The 19,553-nt window shown below is 44.5% G+C and carries 18 protein-coding genes; 16 read left to right on the top strand and 2 right to left on the bottom strand.

All coding sequences use genetic code 11. The features are described 5' to 3' along the window. Positions 1-167: 167 nt before the first annotated feature. Both QZW82_RS00460 and QZW82_RS00465 read left to right on the top strand, forming a co-directional pair. A complete protein-coding gene (locus QZW82_RS00460; protein ID WP_293142760.1) occupies positions 168-317 on the top strand; it encodes a hypothetical protein in 150 nt (49 codons plus the stop codon). 361 nt (positions 318-678) lie between these two features. Continuing rightward, positions 679-3,042, top strand: a complete 2,364-nt coding sequence (locus tag QZW82_RS00465; protein ID WP_293142762.1) for a tyrosine-protein kinase domain-containing protein — start codon at positions 679-681, stop codon at positions 3,040-3,042. Here the strand turns inward: QZW82_RS00465 and QZW82_RS00470 are convergent. Then, positions 3,022-3,228 carry a hypothetical protein gene (locus tag QZW82_RS00470; RefSeq protein WP_293142764.1) on the bottom strand — a complete coding sequence of 69 codons (207 nt, stop codon included), beginning with the start codon at positions 3,226-3,228 and terminating at the stop codon, positions 3,022-3,024. The two genes, QZW82_RS00465 and QZW82_RS00470, sit on opposite strands and share 21 nt — an antisense overlap. 81 nt (positions 3,229-3,309) lie before the next feature. Next, entirely contained in the window at positions 3,310-5,769 is a 2,460-nt protein-coding gene (locus tag QZW82_RS00475) for a CBS domain-containing protein (RefSeq protein WP_293142766.1), read from the bottom strand. 364 nt (positions 5,770-6,133) lie between these two features. Here QZW82_RS00475 and QZW82_RS00480 point away from each other — a divergent pair, with 364 nt between their 5' ends. The 14 genes from QZW82_RS00480 to QZW82_RS00545 all read left to right on the top strand — a co-directional run bounded on the left by QZW82_RS00480 (position 6,134) and on the right by QZW82_RS00545 (position 19,451). Next, entirely contained in the window at positions 6,134-6,808 is a 675-nt protein-coding gene (locus tag QZW82_RS00480; protein ID WP_293142775.1) for a HEAT repeat domain-containing protein, read from the top strand. A gap of 236 nt (positions 6,809-7,044) precedes the next feature. After that, entirely contained in the window at positions 7,045-7,308 is a 264-nt protein-coding gene (locus QZW82_RS00485; RefSeq protein ID WP_293142777.1) for a hypothetical protein, read from the top strand. 130 nt (positions 7,309-7,438) lie between these two features. After that, a complete protein-coding gene (locus QZW82_RS00490; protein ID WP_293142779.1) occupies positions 7,439-8,644 on the top strand; it encodes a transposase in 1,206 nt (401 codons plus the stop codon). A gap of 24 nt (positions 8,645-8,668) precedes the next feature. Further along, the gene (locus QZW82_RS00495; protein WP_293142781.1) at positions 8,669-8,989 is read left to right on the top strand and encodes a hypothetical protein; all 321 of its coding nucleotides are present in this window, start codon (positions 8,669-8,671) and stop codon (positions 8,987-8,989) included. 84 nt (positions 8,990-9,073) lie between these two features. After that, entirely contained in the window at positions 9,074-9,328 is a 255-nt protein-coding gene (locus QZW82_RS00500; RefSeq protein WP_293142783.1) for a hypothetical protein, read from the top strand. 99 nt (positions 9,329-9,427) lie between these two features. Next, a complete protein-coding gene (locus QZW82_RS00505) occupies positions 9,428-9,787 on the top strand; it encodes a metalloregulator ArsR/SmtB family transcription factor (RefSeq protein WP_293142785.1) in 360 nt (119 codons plus the stop codon). Positions 9,788-9,903: 116 nt separating this feature from the next. Then, positions 9,904-10,932 (top strand): PstS family phosphate ABC transporter substrate-binding protein, encoded by a 1,029-nt coding sequence (locus QZW82_RS00510; RefSeq protein ID WP_293142787.1) that lies wholly within the window; start codon positions 9,904-9,906, stop codon positions 10,930-10,932. Between the two features lie 101 nt (positions 10,933-11,033). Further along, a complete protein-coding gene (locus QZW82_RS00515) occupies positions 11,034-11,744 on the top strand; it encodes an MIP/aquaporin family protein (protein ID WP_293142789.1) in 711 nt (236 codons plus the stop codon). 74 nt (positions 11,745-11,818) lie between these two features. Further along, the gene (locus QZW82_RS00520) at positions 11,819-12,292 is read left to right on the top strand and encodes a dual specificity protein phosphatase family protein (RefSeq protein WP_293142791.1); all 474 of its coding nucleotides are present in this window, start codon (positions 11,819-11,821) and stop codon (positions 12,290-12,292) included. 30 nt (positions 12,293-12,322) lie between these two features. Beyond that, positions 12,323-12,976, top strand: a complete 654-nt coding sequence (gene arsH / locus QZW82_RS00525) for an arsenical resistance protein ArsH (RefSeq protein WP_293142793.1) — start codon at positions 12,323-12,325, stop codon at positions 12,974-12,976. A 632-nt stretch (positions 12,977-13,608) separates the two neighbouring features. Next, positions 13,609-14,004 (top strand): arsenate reductase, glutathione/glutaredoxin type, encoded by a 396-nt coding sequence (gene arsC, locus QZW82_RS00530; RefSeq protein ID WP_293142795.1) that lies wholly within the window; start codon positions 13,609-13,611, stop codon positions 14,002-14,004. Positions 14,005-14,276: 272 nt separating this feature from the next. Next, positions 14,277-15,263: an arsenosugar biosynthesis radical SAM (seleno)protein ArsS gene (gene arsS, locus QZW82_RS00535; RefSeq protein ID WP_293142798.1), complete on the top strand. Its 987-nt coding sequence runs from the start codon at positions 14,277-14,279 to the stop codon at positions 15,261-15,263. A gap of 415 nt (positions 15,264-15,678) precedes the next feature. Beyond that, the gene (locus QZW82_RS00540; protein WP_293142801.1) at positions 15,679-16,407 is read left to right on the top strand and encodes a TVP38/TMEM64 family protein; all 729 of its coding nucleotides are present in this window, start codon (positions 15,679-15,681) and stop codon (positions 16,405-16,407) included. A gap of 557 nt (positions 16,408-16,964) precedes the next feature. Then, complete coding sequence (locus tag QZW82_RS00545) at positions 16,965-19,451, top strand: ATP-binding protein (RefSeq protein ID WP_293142804.1); 2,487 nt, start codon at positions 16,965-16,967, stop codon at positions 19,449-19,451. Positions 19,452-19,553: the final 102 nt, after the last annotated feature.

Raw genomic sequence — 19,553 nt, forward strand, 5'->3', positions numbered from 1 at the left:
ATGTCGTTTGCCCATTATATAGATCGGTGGGTGATATGATGTTAGGGCAGTTTAATTATATAAACTTAAAAAGCGATCCAGATCTTAAAAAAATTGACAATTAAAAGATAAAGACAGATTTTTGTCGGAAATTGATTGGATTAGTTGTCGTTCCACAAATCGGCCCAATGGTGTTAATTATATCTACGTATAAAATGCAAAACTTTTTAGCCGATCGGTTCGTGGGTAAGTTAACAGGTAGTGCAGCTATTGGTGGCGATCGCAAAAATGGCAGAGATGACAAGGCAATACCAGGGCGATCGGCCACCGAGGTGTGACGTAAAATTGTAAAATTGTAAAATTTTGGTAAAGTTGTGCGGAAGCTGCGAAGAAGCTCAGCGACATCCGAAAAAGTAGGTAGAGTCACCCATAAACCCTGAATACAAGCAGAACACAGCCACCAGAAATACAGTTGGAGACAACTCTCTATTCAGTTAGTAAAATAACTTTTGCAGTCGGTACAAGATATGAATTTAGTTATTTTTGTATATTATGTGAAAGTAGTGAGAACTATTGGCAGGAAATAGAACCAACCAACCCAGAATTTCGTGTGATATCCTGAAGTCAAGGGTGAAAGCATCAACCAGAAGGCTCGCATAACCAAGCTGATTTTACCAAAACAATATGAAAGAGGTCAACATGGAAAAAGAACAGGACGCTCATATCGTACCAATTAGCAACCAGAGCAGACAGGTGCAGCAATTTCCCGTTGACGAGGGAGAAGAGTTAAGCGGGGCACCCCAGAAAGGATTGAATCTAAAGCCCTTGTTCAGGACTTTTCAACGACAAGCCCTAGTCATCATTGCGATTGTAGCCCTAGCAGGCGGTGCAGTTTATTATAAGGTCAAGGGAGGCAAGAAAACATATCAAGGCGATTTTCGGATACTGGTGGAACCCGTGACAACGGAGGCAAGACTTACCGACGCATCTGCCCTCGCCAATCGCGGTGAGGGGGGTGGAGTGCCTAATCGAGAATTTTTTAGTTTGGACTATCCAACTCAGCTTCAAATTCTCCAGAGTCCTCAGATGCTGTCGGCTATTACCAAACAAGTCCAACAAAAATATCCAAAAATGACCGAGGAACTTCTTAAAAAAGGATTACTCGTGTTGCGCCTCGGAGAAAATGAGTTGACGCAAACTAAAATTTTGGAAGTTCGTTTCCTCGGGCAAGAGCCTGACTTAGTTCAGTTCGTTTTAGAAGAAACTAAAAAGAAATATTTAAAGTACAGCCTTGACGAACGCAAGACTCGCATTGGTCAAGGTGTTAATTTTATTGAAAACCAGCTTCCGGGACTCAACAAGCGCGTAAATGACCTGAAGTCTGAGTTACAGATGATACAGCAGCAGCAAAAAATTACCGATCCTAAAGAACAAGGCGCGCAATTGATCGTGCAAGTTCGCGCTATGGAAACTTTAGAGTTAGAAACTCAAAGGCTGCTCCAGGAACAGAAAATGCTGTACGCTAACTTGCAAAAACAATTAGATTTTACACCAAATGAAGCTATTGCGGCTTCAGCTTTAAGTGAAGAACCTCAATATAAAGAGTTGCTGACCAAGGTTAAGGAAGTAGAAGGTCAGATTGCTGTAGAAACAGCTCGGTTTAAATCTGCTAACCCGATAGTGGAAGCTTTAGAGCGCAAGCGGGCAAATTTAGTAGCTTTGCTCAACAAGCAAACCGATCGCATTTTGGGGCAAAATTTGGTAGGCTCTCAAGCCAATTCTAAAGTTCAGAATTTTCAAAACTCGATTCGCATAGGCTTGATCAAACAATTGGTGGATACTGCGAACCAAGTTCAAGTCTTAGAAGCTCGCAGTCAGGCGATCGCCCAAAGTAAAGAAGAGTTGACCCGAAAATTAAGAGATTTTCCGATTGTAGCTCGTCGCTACAACGAACTGCAACAGCAATTAGACATAGCCTCCACCAGCCGCCAGCAACTTTTAACTCAGCGGGAAACTCTGCGCGTCCAAGCAGCCCAAAGCCAAATACCTTGGGAAATTATTTCTCAACCCCAGATACCAAAAGATCTCAAATCAAACAAATTCATTCCAGTTGCCTCGAAAAGTACAAACAACTTTGTGATGGGAATTTTTGGAGGACTCGTGTTAGGCCTGGGAGCGGCTATTCTTATTGAAAAAATCCGCAACATTTTCTACTGTGCTGATGACATTAAAGATGCGTTTGATGCGCCTTTATTGGGAGTAATTCCTCGTGACAAAAATGCTAAAAAATTTCCGCCTTCTATTGCTAATGCCTATGCTTATCTTGAAGGCAAACAGGGGAATCATAAAAATGCTTCGGAATTTATAGAAGCTTTTGACTCTCTTTATACTAATATCCGCTTTCTTTCTTCAAATCGAACGATTAGCTCTTTGGTAGTTGGTTCGGCTACAGTTGGCGAAGGCAAATCTACCGTTGCTTTAAACCTAGCCCACGTGGCAGCGCTGGCGGGTCAGCGAGTGCTGTTGGTAGACGCGAACTTGCATTCGCCCAGCCTGCACAGGCTGTTGGAACTGCCTAATGTCAATGGATTGAGCAACTTGCTAGAAAATAAAAATGAACCGGATGAAATTATCCAGCGATCGCACCTAGCAGATAATCTGTTTGTATTAACAGCCGGTATTCCTGTCCCCGGTACTGCCAGACGGCTTGCCTCATCTCAAATGCAGTATTTAATGGAAGAACTGCACGCCACATTTGACTTTGTTATCTACGATACCCCACCGCTGGTTGATAGTAAAGATACGAATTTTTTAGCGGCGCGCACAGATGGAATACTGATGGTTGTATCAGTTCGCCAGGTGAAGTCTTCTGTAGTCAAAACAGTTTTCAGTCAATTAGAAAATTTTGGCATACCCTGCTTGGGCACCGTGGCTAATAATCCTACCAAAGGCAAGAAGTATCAAATATCTAAAGCATCATCACTCGTGGAAGATAAACATGAATATTTGAATTTGGCACCAGTACCGTCTGGCATCCACAAACTAGCTCCCAAAAAAGAATGAGATTCTGTTGACAGTTGACAGTTGACCGTTGACAGTTGACAGTTGACCGTTGTAGGGGCAGTGGATGGTGCGTGCCTGCCCTCTTAGTTGACAGTTGACCGTTGACAGTTGACAGTTAACAGTTGACAGTTGACAGTTGACAGTTGACCGTTGACCGTTGGTATAAGAGTAAAAAAGATGACCCACCCCAAAATTTTAGACTCCTGTTCAAGTTCCCAGATTCAATGCTGCAAGTCAATCTCAGATCTAAAATCGGCTGGTAGCGGACTAATTAGCATCTGGCTTGGTGGGAAATGTGACGGTAAAATTAGTCCAGCCCTTGCTGCTTTCAACCTCAATTTTTCCCTGTAACTGTTCCACAAGTTTTTGAACCAAAGCTAAACCCAAACCTGTACCTCCTTGTTTCCAGGGATCGGCATTGGGAACTCGATAAAATTTATCGAAAATTCGAGGCAATTCTTCGATCGCAATGGAAGATTGATTGCTGAATGTAAATTGAATTTCCGAAGCCCTAACACTTGCTTGTGCGGAATTTTTCCCGCTTTCTGCTTTTTCCCCGTCTCCCTTTTTGTACTCAACTTTCAAAGAGATTTCGCCCTCATTGGCAGTATACTTGCAGGCATTGTTGAGGAGTTCTGCTAAAATTCGTCCCAAACTAGCGCGGTTGGAACTGATCGTGGGGAGGTGGCGATCGAACTCTACTCGCAAATGCTGGTGGCGGTTCTGGGCTCGGGTGTAAAACGGGTCGATAATCGTAGGCAGCCACACATCTAAGTTTACTGGTTCGAGGTCGATCGGACAAGTTGCTGCTTCGAGCCGCTGCAAATCGAGCAAAGCATTAATTAAATCGGTTTCCCTAGTACATTCTGTTTCTAAAATTTCTAAATAAATCTGGCGTCGGTCTGGTGTGGGAGAAATTCTCAGCATATGAATAGCCATTTTCATATTAGATAAAGGCGTCCGCAATTCGTGAGAAACCGTGCTGAGAAATTCATCTTTTAGAACGTTTAAATGCTGGAGTTCCTGCACTTTTTGTTGCAATTGGGTGGTGCGTTCTTGGACTTGGCGTTCGAGGTCGGCATTGAGATTTTGTACTTGCTGGTAGAGTTGGGCTTGCTGAATGGCGATCGCGATTTGAGTTGCCAGTTGCAGCAGCAAATCCAATTCCGAAGCCTGCCACTTCCGGGATTTGGAACACTGATGGACGCACATCATCCCCCACAAATTGCCGTCTTGCAAAATTGGTACAATTAAATAAGCTTTGATTTGCGCTTGCTGCAACCGCGCATAATTTTCGGCACTCAAACTAGCTTTGTCGATGTCTGGGACGGCATAGATCTCCTGTTCGATCGCAAACGCAGCTTCCTGCCAAATATTGTCTGGCATGATTTCTCCCAAGATAGAAGACCACTTGGGGGCAACGGATTCTGCCACAAAAATGCCAAAATTGCTCGACTCCCAACGCACGATCGCTACTCTGTCGGCTTGCAAAACTTGCCGGACTTCATCGACGCTGGCGTTGAGAATTTCTTCGAGGTTTAAGGATTGGTGAATCCGGAAGGAAATTTGAGTTAACAGCCGATCGCGCTGCGCCTGTTCGTGGAGTTTGGCAGTCCGTTCGCGCACCTGCTGTTCCAATTTAGCATTGCGGCTTTGCAGCAGTTCCAATTTTTCCGATTGCAGTTGATAAACCGACTGCTGCAACTGTTTGACAACTCGGTACATTTCGGTCGGATCGAGAACTCTGAGCAAGCTGGTTTGAGTAATAATTCCCAGCAGTTCTCCGCGCCCGCCGCACACCACCAACCGCTGCACTTGTTGCTGCTGCATTTGTTTGTGCGCCGTCCACAGGGAATCGGAAGGTTCCAGAAATTGCAGGGGAGTTCTCATGACTTTTTGAGCTGGAGTTTGCTCGAAATTTAGTTCGAGATACTGTGCTTGCACGATGTCGTATTCGGTAACAATTCCCAAAGGTTGGTGAAAGGAATAGTGAAAAACGGAGGTAGAGTCCTCTTTGGGCTTCTCCATTGTTAATTCTTTGTTTTTGGTAATGACTACGCAACTGACTTGATGCTCGGACATCAGTTCGCTGATGCTCAGCAGCGAGGCGGTGTGGGGCGCTGTAATTGGCGTAGTCATCAATTCTGCTACCCGCCGCAATTTGAGAATGTTGGAAGGTTGCAATACTTGGCGAATTCTTTCCCGCGTCAGCACTCCTACCAAGTGCCGGAATTGATTGACAATAGGCAAATAGCGAATTCGGTGCTGGCGAAATAACGATAAAGCGGTAAACACGTCTTGATCGTCGGATTCTGTGAGGGAAACCGACACCGGAGACATGACTTCGGCAATTGGTATTTTGTGCAGGGCTACTTTTTGCAGGCTGTTTATTTTCCCAGAAGCAATCAGCCTCACCAAGTCGGCGGGGGTTAATATGCCGATTAACAGCCCGCGACTGGGGTTTTCGGATAAGTTGCCTGTGGTGATAGTCTGCTGGTTCTGCACGACGAGGACGCAGCGGGCCCGCACCTTGTCCGGCGGTGATGATTCGCTCATCGCCCCCTTGTCTGAGGGTAAAGGCCCTTTGACTAGGGGACAACTGTTTTGCAACTGACTCATCAGGGCGATCGCCACTGCTAAGGAAGTTTCTGGCCCGGCAGTTAGGGGGTAGCGGTCGATCGCTTGTTCTAAGGCTGAGGAGTAAAAGGGCGGGTGATAAAAGGGCATAGTTAATTGCAGGTGATCGGAGGACGGCTAAGACCATTTTCGATTTTTGATTTTCGATTCGGAATAGCTTATTACATAACGGTTTGGAGCTTCCCTAGAGTTCCATTATTTTGTGAAAATGGTATAAAAATCGGGCAAAGCCTTAGGGAACGGCCCAAACACCTCGCCTGTCCTGGAATTTTAAATAATAGACTTGCTCATTTATTATTTTCGTGCAATTTGAGCTTTAGATTAATAGTCTCACTAATCAGTAATTTCACTGAGTTCAAATCCTGGGGCGGTTTTTACTGCCTGCTTTTTTCCTGAGACTCCCCTATAATCAAAATAAGCCGAATGTAAAGTTTTACTACAAAATTTACCGATAATGACAACTTTAAGCTTAGAGCAAATTGCAGCCAAGTTAGAAAGCGAAAACTCAGCCGATCGCATGGTGGCTTTGGCTAACTTACGAAACGTGTCGGCTGAAACGGCTGTACCTTTGATTAAAAAGGTGTTGAACGACGAAAGTTTGCAAGTGCGATCGATGGCTGTGTTTGCTCTCGGAGTCAAACCGACAGCAGAGTGCTATCCCATTCTAGTCAAATTGCTAGAAACTGACCCGGATTACGGGATTCGCGCTGACGCTGCTGGTGCTTTGGGCTATCTGGAAGATATCAGAGCTTTTGAGGCTTTGGTGCGGGCTTTTTACGAGGATACTGAATGGCTGGTGCGCTTTAGTGCGGCGGTTTCTCTGGGAAATCTCAAAGATCCGCGGGCTCGCGATGTGCTGCTGAAAGCTCTCGACTGCGAACAAGTGGTGATCCAGCAGGCGGCGATTTCGGCTTTGGGGGAAATTAAGGCAATTGACGCGATCGATCGCATCCTCAACTTTGCTCAGTCAGAAGATTGGCTGATCCGTCAGAGGCTGGCTGAAGCTTTGGGCAATTTGCCGAGTGTGAAGAGTGTTTCGGCTTTGAAATACTTAGAAAAAGATAAAAATTCTCAAGTAGCTGAGGCCGCAACATTTTCTCTCAATCGCTTAGAGAAAACAGAAGCCTAAAATTTTTTAGAGGCGGGTTCACCAAAAATCTGTAAAAGCAGTAGAATCAGATAAACCCGCCCAGCCCTCTTTGCGATGTTTTAAACAAGTTATTAGACTTGAATTGCCTAAATCTTTGATTGATAGAACAACCGCAGATGCAGGGCAGATAAACACAGATAAACGCAGAGGTTTTTCAAGGCCAAAGAGTGAATGAGGGCGAGAGGTTTTTTGATTGTGTTGGAAGAGGGAGTTAAATGCCGTACAGTCAATTTAGCCTCGAACAAATTAAGAGAAACTTTGGCATAACTTTTACTAGGAGGGTTGGCTTGTTTGCCGACATCCCCGAAATAGAACCCAGCATTTTTTTGCAAGAAACTTTGCAATTCAATCTACCTTTAGCACTAGAAATTAATTCCGATAAAGCTCGCTCCGAGCTAATTGTCGCGCCGATATTAGTTGAAATCAAAAAACGGCTGCCGGAACGGATGAGTTTATTTTCAGGTAGAGAGTTCAACTAAAACAGCAGGAGTCCCGCACCAAACACGGTACGACCTTGAGTGACGGGAGGAATGCGCGTGAGGCTTAAGAGCTGAACAAATTATTTATAAACGCAGACAAAATTTCTTCAATGCGTGATAGAATTATGCCATGAAACAAGTCCTGACAGTATCTTGCAAACTCCAAGTAACGCCTGAGCAGTCCATCAAAATTGATGCAACACTTCAGGCGTTCGCGAATGCTTGCGAATATGTGAATCAAACTGTATCGCCAACTCTGACAAACGAATTGGCGATGCAATCCTTGATATATCACGATGTCAGAGATATGTTTGGACTTTCGGCGCAGTTGGCAATCCATGCTATCAGACGGGTTTCTGGTAACAGAAAAACAGCCAAAAAAGATGGTTCGCCAGTCAACAAGTTTGCTCCTACTAGCGTCACTTACGATGCTCGTATCTTTTCTTTCAGGGAAAAAGATTGGACGGTAAGTTTGACTACTATTGTTGGTAGGGAGCGGTTTGCACTGGCCATCGGAAACTACCAACTTGGATTGTTGAAAGGTCAAAAACCCAAGACTGCTACTTTGTGCAAACGGAAAGATGGTAGTTACTATCTGAACATTCAGCTTGAGTCTCAGCCAGTCGAGCCTCCACCAAGCGATCGAGTTTTGGGCTGTGATTTGGGTAGGACTGACATTGCAGTTACTTCCGATGGAGATACATTTAGCGGTAAAGAAACTACCAAAGTTAGAAATCATTATGCCAAGTTGAGAGCAAATATCCAGCGAAAAGCCGCGAAAGGCACTCGCAGTTCTCGGCGCAGATGTCGAGAATTGTTGAAACGGTTGTCGGGCAAGGAAAAACACTTTCAGACTTGGGTAAATCACACCATCAGTCACCGTATCGTAACCAGCGCGAAACACAAAAAACAAGTTATAGCTTTGGAAGATTTGACTGGAATTAGGGAGCGGACTAATCAGCAGCCACGCTCGAAAAAAGAGCGAAGACTTAGCAATAGCTGGGCGTTTTTCCAGTTGCGCCAATTCCTAATCTACAAAGCCATAAAGCATAGCGTAAAGATTTTGTTTGTTGAGCCTAGATACACTAGCCAAATGTGCCACAAATGCAATCATATTCAGCCCGTACAGGGTGAATCTTATAGAAACGGCAAAAAGTTTGCTTGTGGTCATTGTGGATGGAAAGGTGATGCAGACTTAAACGGCAGTAAAAATATTGCTGCTATTGGGGCTTTCGTAAATAAGCCTGAAGGTTCGAGATTATTTTGCAATGTGCAAGATCATTTCAGGGCTATTGAAAGCCCACACTGTACCTGTACTCAGGTCAGTGCTGGGTAATTTACTGTAGACCCTGCTAGGGGTTTGAGCGGTTATTGCGATTTTCTAATTAGCCGATCGCCCGAACAGCTAGTCATTGAATCCCCAGTCATCGCTTTGGTTGAAGCAAAAAACGACAACATTCTATCCGGCTTGGGGGAGTGCATGGCAGAAACGATCGCAGCACAAATATTTAACCAGCGTCAAGAAAATAACATTCAGACAATTTATGGAGTTGTGACAACTGGGAGTATCTGGAAATTCTTTAAGCTAGAAGGAATTGCGATCGAGATTGATACCGACGAATATTTTATCAATAATGTTTCTAAAATCCTCGGTATCTTAATAAATTTTATCGAGTGTTGAGTAAAATTCTGAATGTATGATGTAAGCTGTGATGGCAAATCGCAAGTTAAAATAGTTGTTTACATCCTTTAACCATAACTAGCCATGAATCAAGCACCGAATCCTTTTAACTCAAATCCATCCGATCCGCTAGACCCCTTAGAGCAACAACTTGACGATCGAGGTGAAGAGTTGCCGAGGCAGTACCACCCAGCTACTAAAAAAACTCTCCAAAAATTATTTTTGATTCTGATAGTTGTCGGAGTAGTGATTGGTGGGGTTCTATCTGTAGGCGTGATTTCGCTGATGCAAAAAGCCGGATTGACTGATGTGCCGGCGCGGGTACAGAATCCGAAGTAATATCTACTCGGAAGGATATTTCAATCATAAATGCAACTATTTTCTGGGATGAAGCTTGAGAAAGTATGATGTTTTGTATGGATTTTTTCAAAATAATTGATGCTTAAAAATTCTAGGGCTACGCCCGATCGCCTCCCACCGCCGCAGATTTCCGAAAAACTTGTCTCCGCTGGCTTTCATGCTCTTTCTGACCCCCTGCGGATTCAGATTCTGGAGTTACTGCGGGAACAGGAGTTGTGCGTTTGCGATTTGTGCGATCGGCTGGGAGTCCCTCAGTCTAAACTCTCTTTTCACCTCAAAACCCTAAAAGAAGCCGCTTTAGTTCGCAGCCGCCAAGAAAGTCGCTGGATCTATTACACCCTCAATTTAGCTCAGTTTCTCGCGCTGGAAGAGTACCTCGCCGAGTACCGCCGCTTGAGTCAGATGCTGCCGGCGCGCCGTTGTTCCGACGCGGGTTGACCCATCAATATTTCTTAATATGTTTATTGCCTGTTTGTCTTACATCATACTTGACATATCAAATTTTATTGATATGATTCAACTGTACCCCTTAGTTATGGCATTGGGTGAAGTCAATGAACCCAGCAGAAAAGCCCAAGGTTTTCGCACTAGGTATAATTGCTTTGACAATCGGTGCGATCGCGCTCCTCAACTCCTGCTCTCAAGTCCAGTCGCCAGAATCGCAGAGCATTAAAATAGACGGTTCCAGCACTGTCTATCCAATTACGAATGCGATGGCCAAAGAATATCAAAATACGAATCCCAAAAAAGCATCAATTACTGTTGAATTTTCCGGCACCGGCGGCGGATTTAAAAAGTTTTGTGCTGGCGAAACAGACATTAGCAACGCCTCGCGCCCCATCCGCCCAGAGGAAATGGAAGCCTGCAATAAAGCTGGCATCCGCTACTACGAATTACCCATCGCTTTTGACGCTCTCACAGTAGTAGTCAATCCCAAAAATGACTGGGCAAAAGACATTACAGTAGAGGAATTGAAAAAGATTTGGGAACCAGCCGCCCAAGGTAAAATTACTCGCTGGAATCAGATTCGACCCAATTGGCCAAATCAACCCATCACCCTCTACGGTGCAGGCAAAGATTCCGGTACATTTGACTACTTCACAGAGGCAATAGTAGGTACTGCGAAAACAAGTCGAACCGACTATACAGCTAGTGAAGACGATACAGTTTTAGTGCAAGGAGTTATTAAAGACGAAAATGCTTTGGGCTACTTTGGATTGGCCTATTATGAAGACAACCAAAGTAAACTGAAAGCAGTAGGTATTGACAGAGGCAAAGGAGCAGTATTGCCCTCCCGCGAATCTGTAGAAAAAGCTCAGTATCAGCCCCTGGCGCGACCTCTATTTATCTATGTCAACTACAACTCTGCTCAAAAGAAAGTAGAACTACGCAACTTTGTAGAATTCTACATGAAGAAAGCTCCGAGCTTAGTTAGTTCTGTGGGTTATATTCCTTTACCAAAAGAAGGATATCAACTAATTTATCAGCACTTCTACAATGGCAAAGTAGGGACTGTTTTTGGTGGTAAAGCTCAGATTGACTCGACAATTGGGGAGTTATTGCGACAGCAGGCAACTTTTTAGGTATCAGTGGTCATCTGTCAAATGTTTTAGCTTGTTAGCTGTTAATCTTGATTGGTAACTAAAATCTAACAAGAGAGGTAAATTTATCACGGATCGACTCAATGTTCAAGTCAGTTTCTAAAACAATAAGCAGTTTGTTATCACCGGAGTGCAGAAGAGAAGCTATCGCAGAATTTTTGGGTACATTTATTCTGGTTTTTGCAGGCACTGGCGCAGTGATGGTCAACAAAATTAGCCAGGGTGCTATCACTCATTTAGGCATTAGTTTTGTCTTTGGAGCGGTTGTCGCCGCGATGATTTATGCTACAGGTCACATTAGCAGCGCCCACCTGAATCCGGCTGTAACATTAGCTTTCTGGGCGAGCGGTTTTTTCCCCAAAAAACGTGTTTTGCCTTACATTTTAGCGCAGTGTGCTGGTGCGATCGCTGCTTCTAAACTGCTGCTAATTACTTTAGGTGAAGTAGCCAATCTCGGTGCAACTGTTCCTCTCAATGGTAACTGGATGCAGTCTCTAATCCTAGAAACAGTGTTGACTTTTATCTTAATGTTTGTTATCTTAGGTTCGGGACTTGATAGACGCGCTCCTATCGGTTTTGCAGGAATAGCAATTGGCTTAACTGTAGGATTAGAAGCAGCATTTATGGGGCCAATTACCGGAGCGAGTATGAATCCGGCGCGGTCATTTGGCCCAGCAATTGTAGGAGGAATTTGGCAGCACCAGTGGGTTTATTGGGTTGCACCAATTTTAGGAGCGCAACTAGCTGTTTTGGTTTATCGGATAATATCCAACGGATTTGGCGATATCAAGTAAGCGAGGAAAATAAATGAAAAGTGTGATGTTTATTTGCCAGAAAAATTCTACCGCTGTCGGATGAGGCGACTGCAATGGACGAACAACAAGCGCAACCAATTTCAGAGGATTTGTGGTGGGTGATTCCAGGTCAACTGGCAGGGATGCGGAAGCCAACAGCCGAGGAACTCTCTACGCTTCAATCAGTAGGTATTGGGGCGATCGTCTCTGTAATGGACGATGCTTCCAATCTGGATTTGTATGAGCAGGCAAACATTCCTCACCTTTGGTTGCCAACGAAAGGCGGTACTGCACCCAGTCACGAACAGATTCAGCAATTGCAAACCTTTGTGGATAGCCAGAATCATTTGGGGCACGGGGTTGCAATTCACTGCACAAGTGGCAGACGACGCACCGGAACGATGCTGGCTTCCTACTTGATTCAGGCAGGTTCGTCCTATGACGATGCGATACTCACTATTCTGGATGCCAATCCCAACGTTGAATTGAGAGAGGCGCAAACCGCTTTCCTGCAAGAGTTAGCAGGAAAACAAACTTATTCTCAATAGCCCCATTCTTATAACTAATTAACGCTACTCATGACTCGTTTTGACCATCCTCCTCGCATCCTGTTTTTATACGGCTCTTTAAGAGAGCGTTCTTACAGCCGTTTATTGGCGGAAGAATCGGCTCGAATTATTGAGAATTTCGGTGCAGAAATTAAGTTTTTCAATCCTCGGGAATTGCCGATTTATGGCAGCGTTCCTGATACTCATCCCAAGGTTCAAGAATTGCGGGAATTGAGCCTTTGGTCGGAGGGTCAAGTTTGGTCGAGTCCAGAAATGCACGGCAATATTACGGGTATTATCAAAAACCAAATTGACTGGATTCCTTTAAGTATTGGCGCTGTCAGACCGACTCAAGGTCGCACTTTGGCGGTGATGCAGGTTAGCGGCGGTTCTCAGTCTTTTAATGCTGTGAATACTTTGAGGATTTTGGGCCGCTGGATGCGGATGTTTACGATTCCTAATCAATCTTCGGTTGCTAAGGCTTATCAGGAGTTTCATGATGATGGGACGATGAAAGATTCTCCTTTTCGCGATCGCGCGATCGACGTTATGGAGGAATTGTACAAGTTTACCCTGCTGTTGCGGGAGCACACTGACTATTTGACCGATCGCCACAGCGAACGCAAGGAACAAGCGGCCAAGGAGGCGATCGCGATCGCAAATCGTGCCCTGGAAGTTAATTAAGGCAATTCAAATCGTGGAGAATCACCCGGCGATTGAAATCGCGGCTACACAGACAAAACCCGCCTCCGCGGGTTGAAGAATCAAGGATTTCTCTTCAGTCCACGGAGGTGGACTTCGCTTGTGTAGCCGCGGTTTCCAACCGCCGGGGCCTTCACAAACAACAACCAACAACTAACAACCAACAACCAACAATTAATAACTAACAAAAACCATGATTTAAATTACCCGGCGTTGAAATCACCCGGCGATTGAAATCGCGGCTACACAAACAAAACCCGCCTTCGCGGGTTGAAGAATCAAGGATTTCTCTTCAGTCCACGGAGGTGGACTTCGGTTGTGTAGCCGCGGTTTCTAACCGCCGGGGCCTTCACAAACAACAACCAACAACTAACAACCAACAATTAATAACTAACAAAAACCATGATTTAAATTACCCGGCGTTGAAATCACCCGGCGATTGAAATCGCGGCTACACAGACAAAACCCGCCTCCGCGGGTTGAAGAATCAAGGATTTCTCTTCAGTCCACGGAGGTGGACTTCGGTTGTGTAGCCGCGGTTTCTAACCGCCGGGGCCCTAACAACTAACAACCAACAAACAACAACCAACAAACAACAACCAACAACAAAAACCATGAAAAAAGTAATGTTCGTCTGCAAAAGAAACTCCTGTCGATCGCAAATGGCAGAAGGATTCGCTAAAACGATCGGCGCCGGCAAGATTGAAGTCACCAGTTCCGGTTTAGAATCAAGCAGAGTTCACCCGACAGCCATTCAAGTCATGTCCGAAATCGGCATTGATATCACCGATCAAACATCTAACGCCTTAAGCGAATTCAAAGCCGAAGATTACGACGCAGTAATTTCTCTGTGCGGCTGCGGCGTGAATTTACCCGAAGCCTGGGTATTGCGAGAAGTATTTGAAGATTGGCAACTCGACGATCCAGACGGACAACCAATCGAAACTTTTCATCGCGTGCGAGGTGAAATTAAAGCACGAGTTGAGAAATTAGTTGAAACCCTCAAATAAGACCTCTACGACCTATCTGAGTGTAACCGAAAATGATGTGAGTTGTAGAATTACCCGGCAATTGACATCGCGACTACAGAAACACTCACGCGCCTGCGCGGGTTGAAGAATCAAGAATTTCTCTTCAGTCTGCGGAGGCAGACTTTGCTTTTGTAGCCGCGGTTTCTAACCGCCGAGGATTTGTCGCTTACCCAGAATTCGTGCTAAATTATCAGAGGCGTTCTCCAGAATGCCTCTACATTCGTTGCGAGCACCGACTAAAAATTTAGCACATGATTCAGACCGCAATCACACCTTTCAAAAACAAACTCAACTCAGCTTTAACTAAAAAGCCGATCGCAGTTTTACAAATTAATCTAGGGAAACGCTGCAACCTCGCTTGCACTCACTGTCACGTAGAAGCTAGCCCAACACGAACTGAAGAACTTTCCCCGGAAATATGCGAACAATTAATTGAAATCATTCGCCGTTTTCCTCAAATTCAAACTGTTGACCTCACGGGCGGTGCTCCCGAAATGCTTTACGGTTTTAAACCGCTGGCGGAAGCTGCAAGGGCCGCAGGTAAAGAGGTTATTGTTCGTTCTAATTTGACGATTTATTTTGAGAAAGGCTTTGAAGATATTCCCGAATACTGCGCGCAACACCAACTCAGAATTGTGGCGTCGCTTCCCTGTTATCAAGCTGATAATGTTGACAAAATGCGCGGCAGCGGTGTTTTTGACAGTTCGATTCGGGCGCTGCAAAAGCTGAATCAGTTGGGATACGGAAAAAACCCAAATTTAATTCTAGATTTGGTGTACAATCCACAGGTGCCGACCACAGATAAGTTTTCGCTGACGGCGAAACAGGGCAAGTTACAGCAAGATTATCAGGTGTATTTAGCCGAACATTTTGGGATTTGTTTTAATCACTTGTTCGCAATTACTAATTTGCCTGTGGGACGGACTAAGTTTCATTTGGAACACAAAAAACTGCACAAGCCTTATCTGGGGTTTTTGGAGAATAATTTTAATCCTGGTACTCTGGGCCATTTAATGTGTCGGAACGAATTGTCGATCGACTATTTGGGCAATGTTTACGACTGCGATTTTAACCAAATGGAAAATCTGCCCGCGAAAACTGGCAGCGGGGAAACTATAACTGTTGCTAAATTGCTGGAATCTGGTAGTTTAGATGTAATTGAAGAGGTGCAAACTGCTGCTTATTGCTACGGCTGTACGGCGGGTAGCGGTTCTAGCTGCGGCGGTACGTTGATTTGATTTCAGGAGAAATTTGCGTTGATAGCAGTTTTCTATTGTGTGAAATACGGGACACGGCGCGGTACCTTTAATCGTGTTAACTTAAGTTCAAACTTAGTATCAGTCTTCTGTCTGGCGATTAAAGCCAGATCCCCCCTAACCCCCCTTCCCAAGGGGGGGACAAGATTCCTCTCAAAGTCTCCCTTCTTAAGGGGGATTTAGGGGGATCTAGACTATGGTAAAAACTAGATTTATCAAGGTTTTCACACTTAATTTGAGACTACGAAAAGCAGTACCGTTCAAAGTCCCCCTTCTTAAGGGGGATTTAGGGGGATCTAGACTCGGGGAAAAACGAAAGATACAAAAGATTTCACACTTAAGTTGACACTACTGTGTCCCTACCCTACAAGCAATTTAGACTTAGGAGTTTAGGTAAATGAATGATTTGCGATCGCCCGATGAACAAAATCCACCACCATCAAATAAGTGGAAACTGTTTTTAGGGATTGGTTTAGCTGTGGCTTTGATTGTGGCGGCCAAGTTTTTCAATTTTCAAGGAATTCTGAAAAATGCCCTGGAGTCGATCGCCAATCTCGGCCCTTGGGGCCCCGCAGCTTTTATTCTAATTTACGTTATAGCAACAGTTTTATTTATCCCCGGTTCCTTGCTGACTCTCGGTTCTGGCGTTTTGTTCGGAGTTGTTGGCGGCACGGTTTGCGTTTCCATCGGATCGGTTTTGGGTGCTACTTGCGCTTTTTTAACAGGTAGGTATTTAACTCGCGATTGGGTTTCCAAACAGATAGCAGGTAATCTCAAGTTTCAGGCGATCGACTCCGCAGTTGCCTCTGAAGGATGGAAAATTGTACTGCTGACGCGGCTGTCGCCAATTTTTCCGTTTAATTTGCTCAACTATGCTTTTGGAGTCACGCAGGTATCTCTCAGAGACTATTTTTTCGCATCTTGGATCGGCATGATTCCCGGAACCGTGATGTATGTTTATATCGGTTCCCTGGCTGGTAGTTTGGCTGCAATCGGATCGCCAGGGCGATCGCGCACTACTGCTGAGTGGGCTTTGTACGGCATTGGTTTAATAGCAACGATCGCCCTCACCGTTTATGCAACCCGCTTGGCCAAAAAAGCTTTGGACGCAAAAATTTCTCCTTGAATCAATACCGCAAATTTGTCAAATTGTCAACAGGGATTTCACCCTACATTATAATACATTGCTAATTTAAAAAACTCCGTATTTTCTCTGTGTTATTTACAAGAATTTTGTTATAAAAACGAGATAGATATTAATGATATAGCAATTCTCAAGTGATTCAGGTCACAGATTGGCAATTCGTAAGATCACTGACAAGTACCTCACGAAAATTGACAACCACTATATCTTAAATCACTAATATCAAGTAAGCAAAGGGAAAGTCTGAATATCAAGTTGATGCTAAAACCGAATGCTATCGCGCGATCGGAATTTATTTGTGAAGTCAGAAATGTAATGCCATTTCTCTCAAACAACGTCACTGTAAACTCTGTTCTTCATCCCAAGATTAATCAGTCATTTTCAATTGTTTAATCAAAAATCTACAATAAAAGTGGTATAACCCCTGATTGGTATAACCAATCAGGACTCAAACCCTCACTATTTATCTAATATTAATTCTGCCGGATTACGAATAACAAATGCCGTTTGATCTATTAGACTCTCGACGAGAACATTTGATGATGCAAAACCCAGCAAATCAAGCCCGAACTGTGTCTGTGCAGCCGCCCCATCAAACAAAAAAGCTGCGCCGCTTGTGGCAAAAAATAAGTAATTCTGCTCAATTGCGGTGGCAGCAAGCGCACAGTCTTTGGCAGCACAGACGGCAGCGCCGCCATTTGCTGACACTACTAATACTGGGCAGCACGGCTTTAACTATTAGCACCACTGCTTGCATTAGCTATTTCGTAGTGCGCGGACTAATCCTCGACAATTTAAAGGCAATAGCACTATTAAAATTAGAAAAAGGCAGTGAAGAAATCGATAAGTGGCTCAGCAGTCGCAAAGCAGAAATAGAAACCATTGCTTACTCTCCTACTGTTCGCACTCTCGATTGGAAATTAGTTGAACCAATTTTGCAAGGAGAAACCTACAGGTTAAAAGAGTATTTCTTATTGTCATTAGTTCAAGCCGATGGATCGGTGCAGAACACTTTAGGCACTAACACCAACACCAAAGACCGCCAACACTTTCAAAAGGCAATGAACGGAAAGGTCAACGTTTCCGACCCGCTAATCGGACGCAGCAGCAAGCTTTCAACAATCATCATTGCAGCTCCACTTTGGGAATTGCCTCCCACTCCAAACAAAGTAATTGGAGTTCTTGCAGGCAGCATTAAAGTAGACCGAGTAGCCTCTGTAGCTAACAGCTTGCAGTACGGTTCTGACAGCTATGCTTTTGTGCTTAATTCAGCAGGAGTGCCAATTATTCATCCCAACAATAAATTAATCGGAACTATCGACCTGCCAGCCCCAACTTTTTTAAAATCACAAGACCCAGGATTAGCGGCAATTGCGCGCAATATGACCAGCCATCAGACGAATATCGAACTCGTAAAAATAGATGACAAATGGGTGTATGTAGCCTATGCTTCCCTCAGCGAAGTTAACTGGTCAATGGCTCTAGTAATTCCCCGCGAAAATATTGAATCCCAACTCCAAGCATTAAATTTGCTGACATCCGTCGTCGGCGGACTGCTCGTCCCGGCAATGCTAGCAGCAATTTGGCTAATTTACTCCTCCGAAAACAATCGCGTTCAAGCGGAGCGAGAAGCCATGCTAAACCGCATTGCCGGACGCATTCAAGATTCCCTAGAACTAGACATAATTGTGCAAAGTACAGTGGAAGAAATAGTTAATTTATTGCACCTAGAACGGGCGGCTTTTGGTTGGCACGAACCGCAAAATAAAACCTTACAAATTCTGTGGGAATCATGCGAATTTGAGTGTCCCAAAGAAGCGATCGAGTTCGATCCTTACTTTTCGGAAAATTCGTCAGTCCGCAGCGATAAATGCGAGCCAATTCTTCTGTCTAGCGACACTGGGTTCCAGAGTGCAAGTCAACCGATCGAACTTAAAGCTAATAGCTATTTAGCCGTCCATGTCCAGACTCACAACGAGCGGCAGGGTTATTTAATTTGCAGTCATGCTACCCATTGGTTTTGGAGCGGGGAGGAAATCCAATTGTTAAAAGCTGTGGCAGACCAACTGGCAATCGCCATCAATCAATCTCACCTTTACAGTCAAACCCAAGACCAAGTAAAACTGCTCAATAGTGCCTTAGATGAACTCAAAAAAACACAAACTCATTTAGTGCAGAGCGAGAAAATGTCATCCCTGGGTCAAATGGTGGCCGGGATAGCTCACGAAATCAACAACCCGGTTAACTTCATTTCGGCTAATTTGCCTCACACCACCAAATATACTAAAGATTTGTTAGATTTGGTGAGTTTGTACAAACAAACATTCCCAGAAGTGACTCCGGAAATCGAAGAGTTTGCCGAAGCAATCGAGTTAGATTTTATTGAGGAAGATTTGCCGCATATGTTGAATTCTATGAAAATAGGAACCGAACGCATTCGCACCATAGTTCTTTCTTTGCGAAACTTTTCTCGCCTCGATGAATCTGACAAAAAACTGGCGGACATTCACGAAGGTATCGAAAATACCTTGCTGCTGCTCTCCAACCGGATCAAGAATGGGATTTATATAGTCAAGAGATACGGAAAAGTGCCTTCAGTCGAGTGCTATCCGTCTCAGCTAAATCAGGTGTTTATGAACTTGCTGAGCAATGCGATGGATGCTTTGAACGAGATCGAGCGCCTGGATAAAATCATTACTATTTCCACGGGAGTAGTTCGACAAAATGGCGGTAAATTTCTGAAGGTGACGATTGCCGACAACGGCCCTGGCATTCCCGAAAGCATTCAAGACCAAATTTTTAACCCATTTTTTACTACAAAACCAGTCGGGCAAGGCACTGGTTTGGGATTGGCAATTAGCTACAAAATTGTAGTGGACGGACATGGCGGCAGTATCAAGATTGCTCAGCCTAAGGGCGGGGGGACGGAGTTTTTGATAAAAATTCCGATCGCGGAGGGGTATCAAGAGGCAAGCAGGAAGAGGGAAGGAACGCCACGGATGACTGCAACGCAGTTCAACAGTTGACAGTTGACAGTTGACAGTTGACAGTTTAAGAGCGACCTCTACCTACAAGGAAGAGGATTGGAATAATGAATAGTCTGATTTTAATTTCTACGCCCAAGGGAG

Origin of the sequence: Microcoleus sp. bin48.metabat.b7b8b9.023, from assembly GCF_013299185.1 — a bacterium.
In the GTDB taxonomy this organism is placed as follows: Bacteria; Cyanobacteriota; Cyanobacteriia; order Cyanobacteriales; family Microcoleaceae; genus Microcoleus.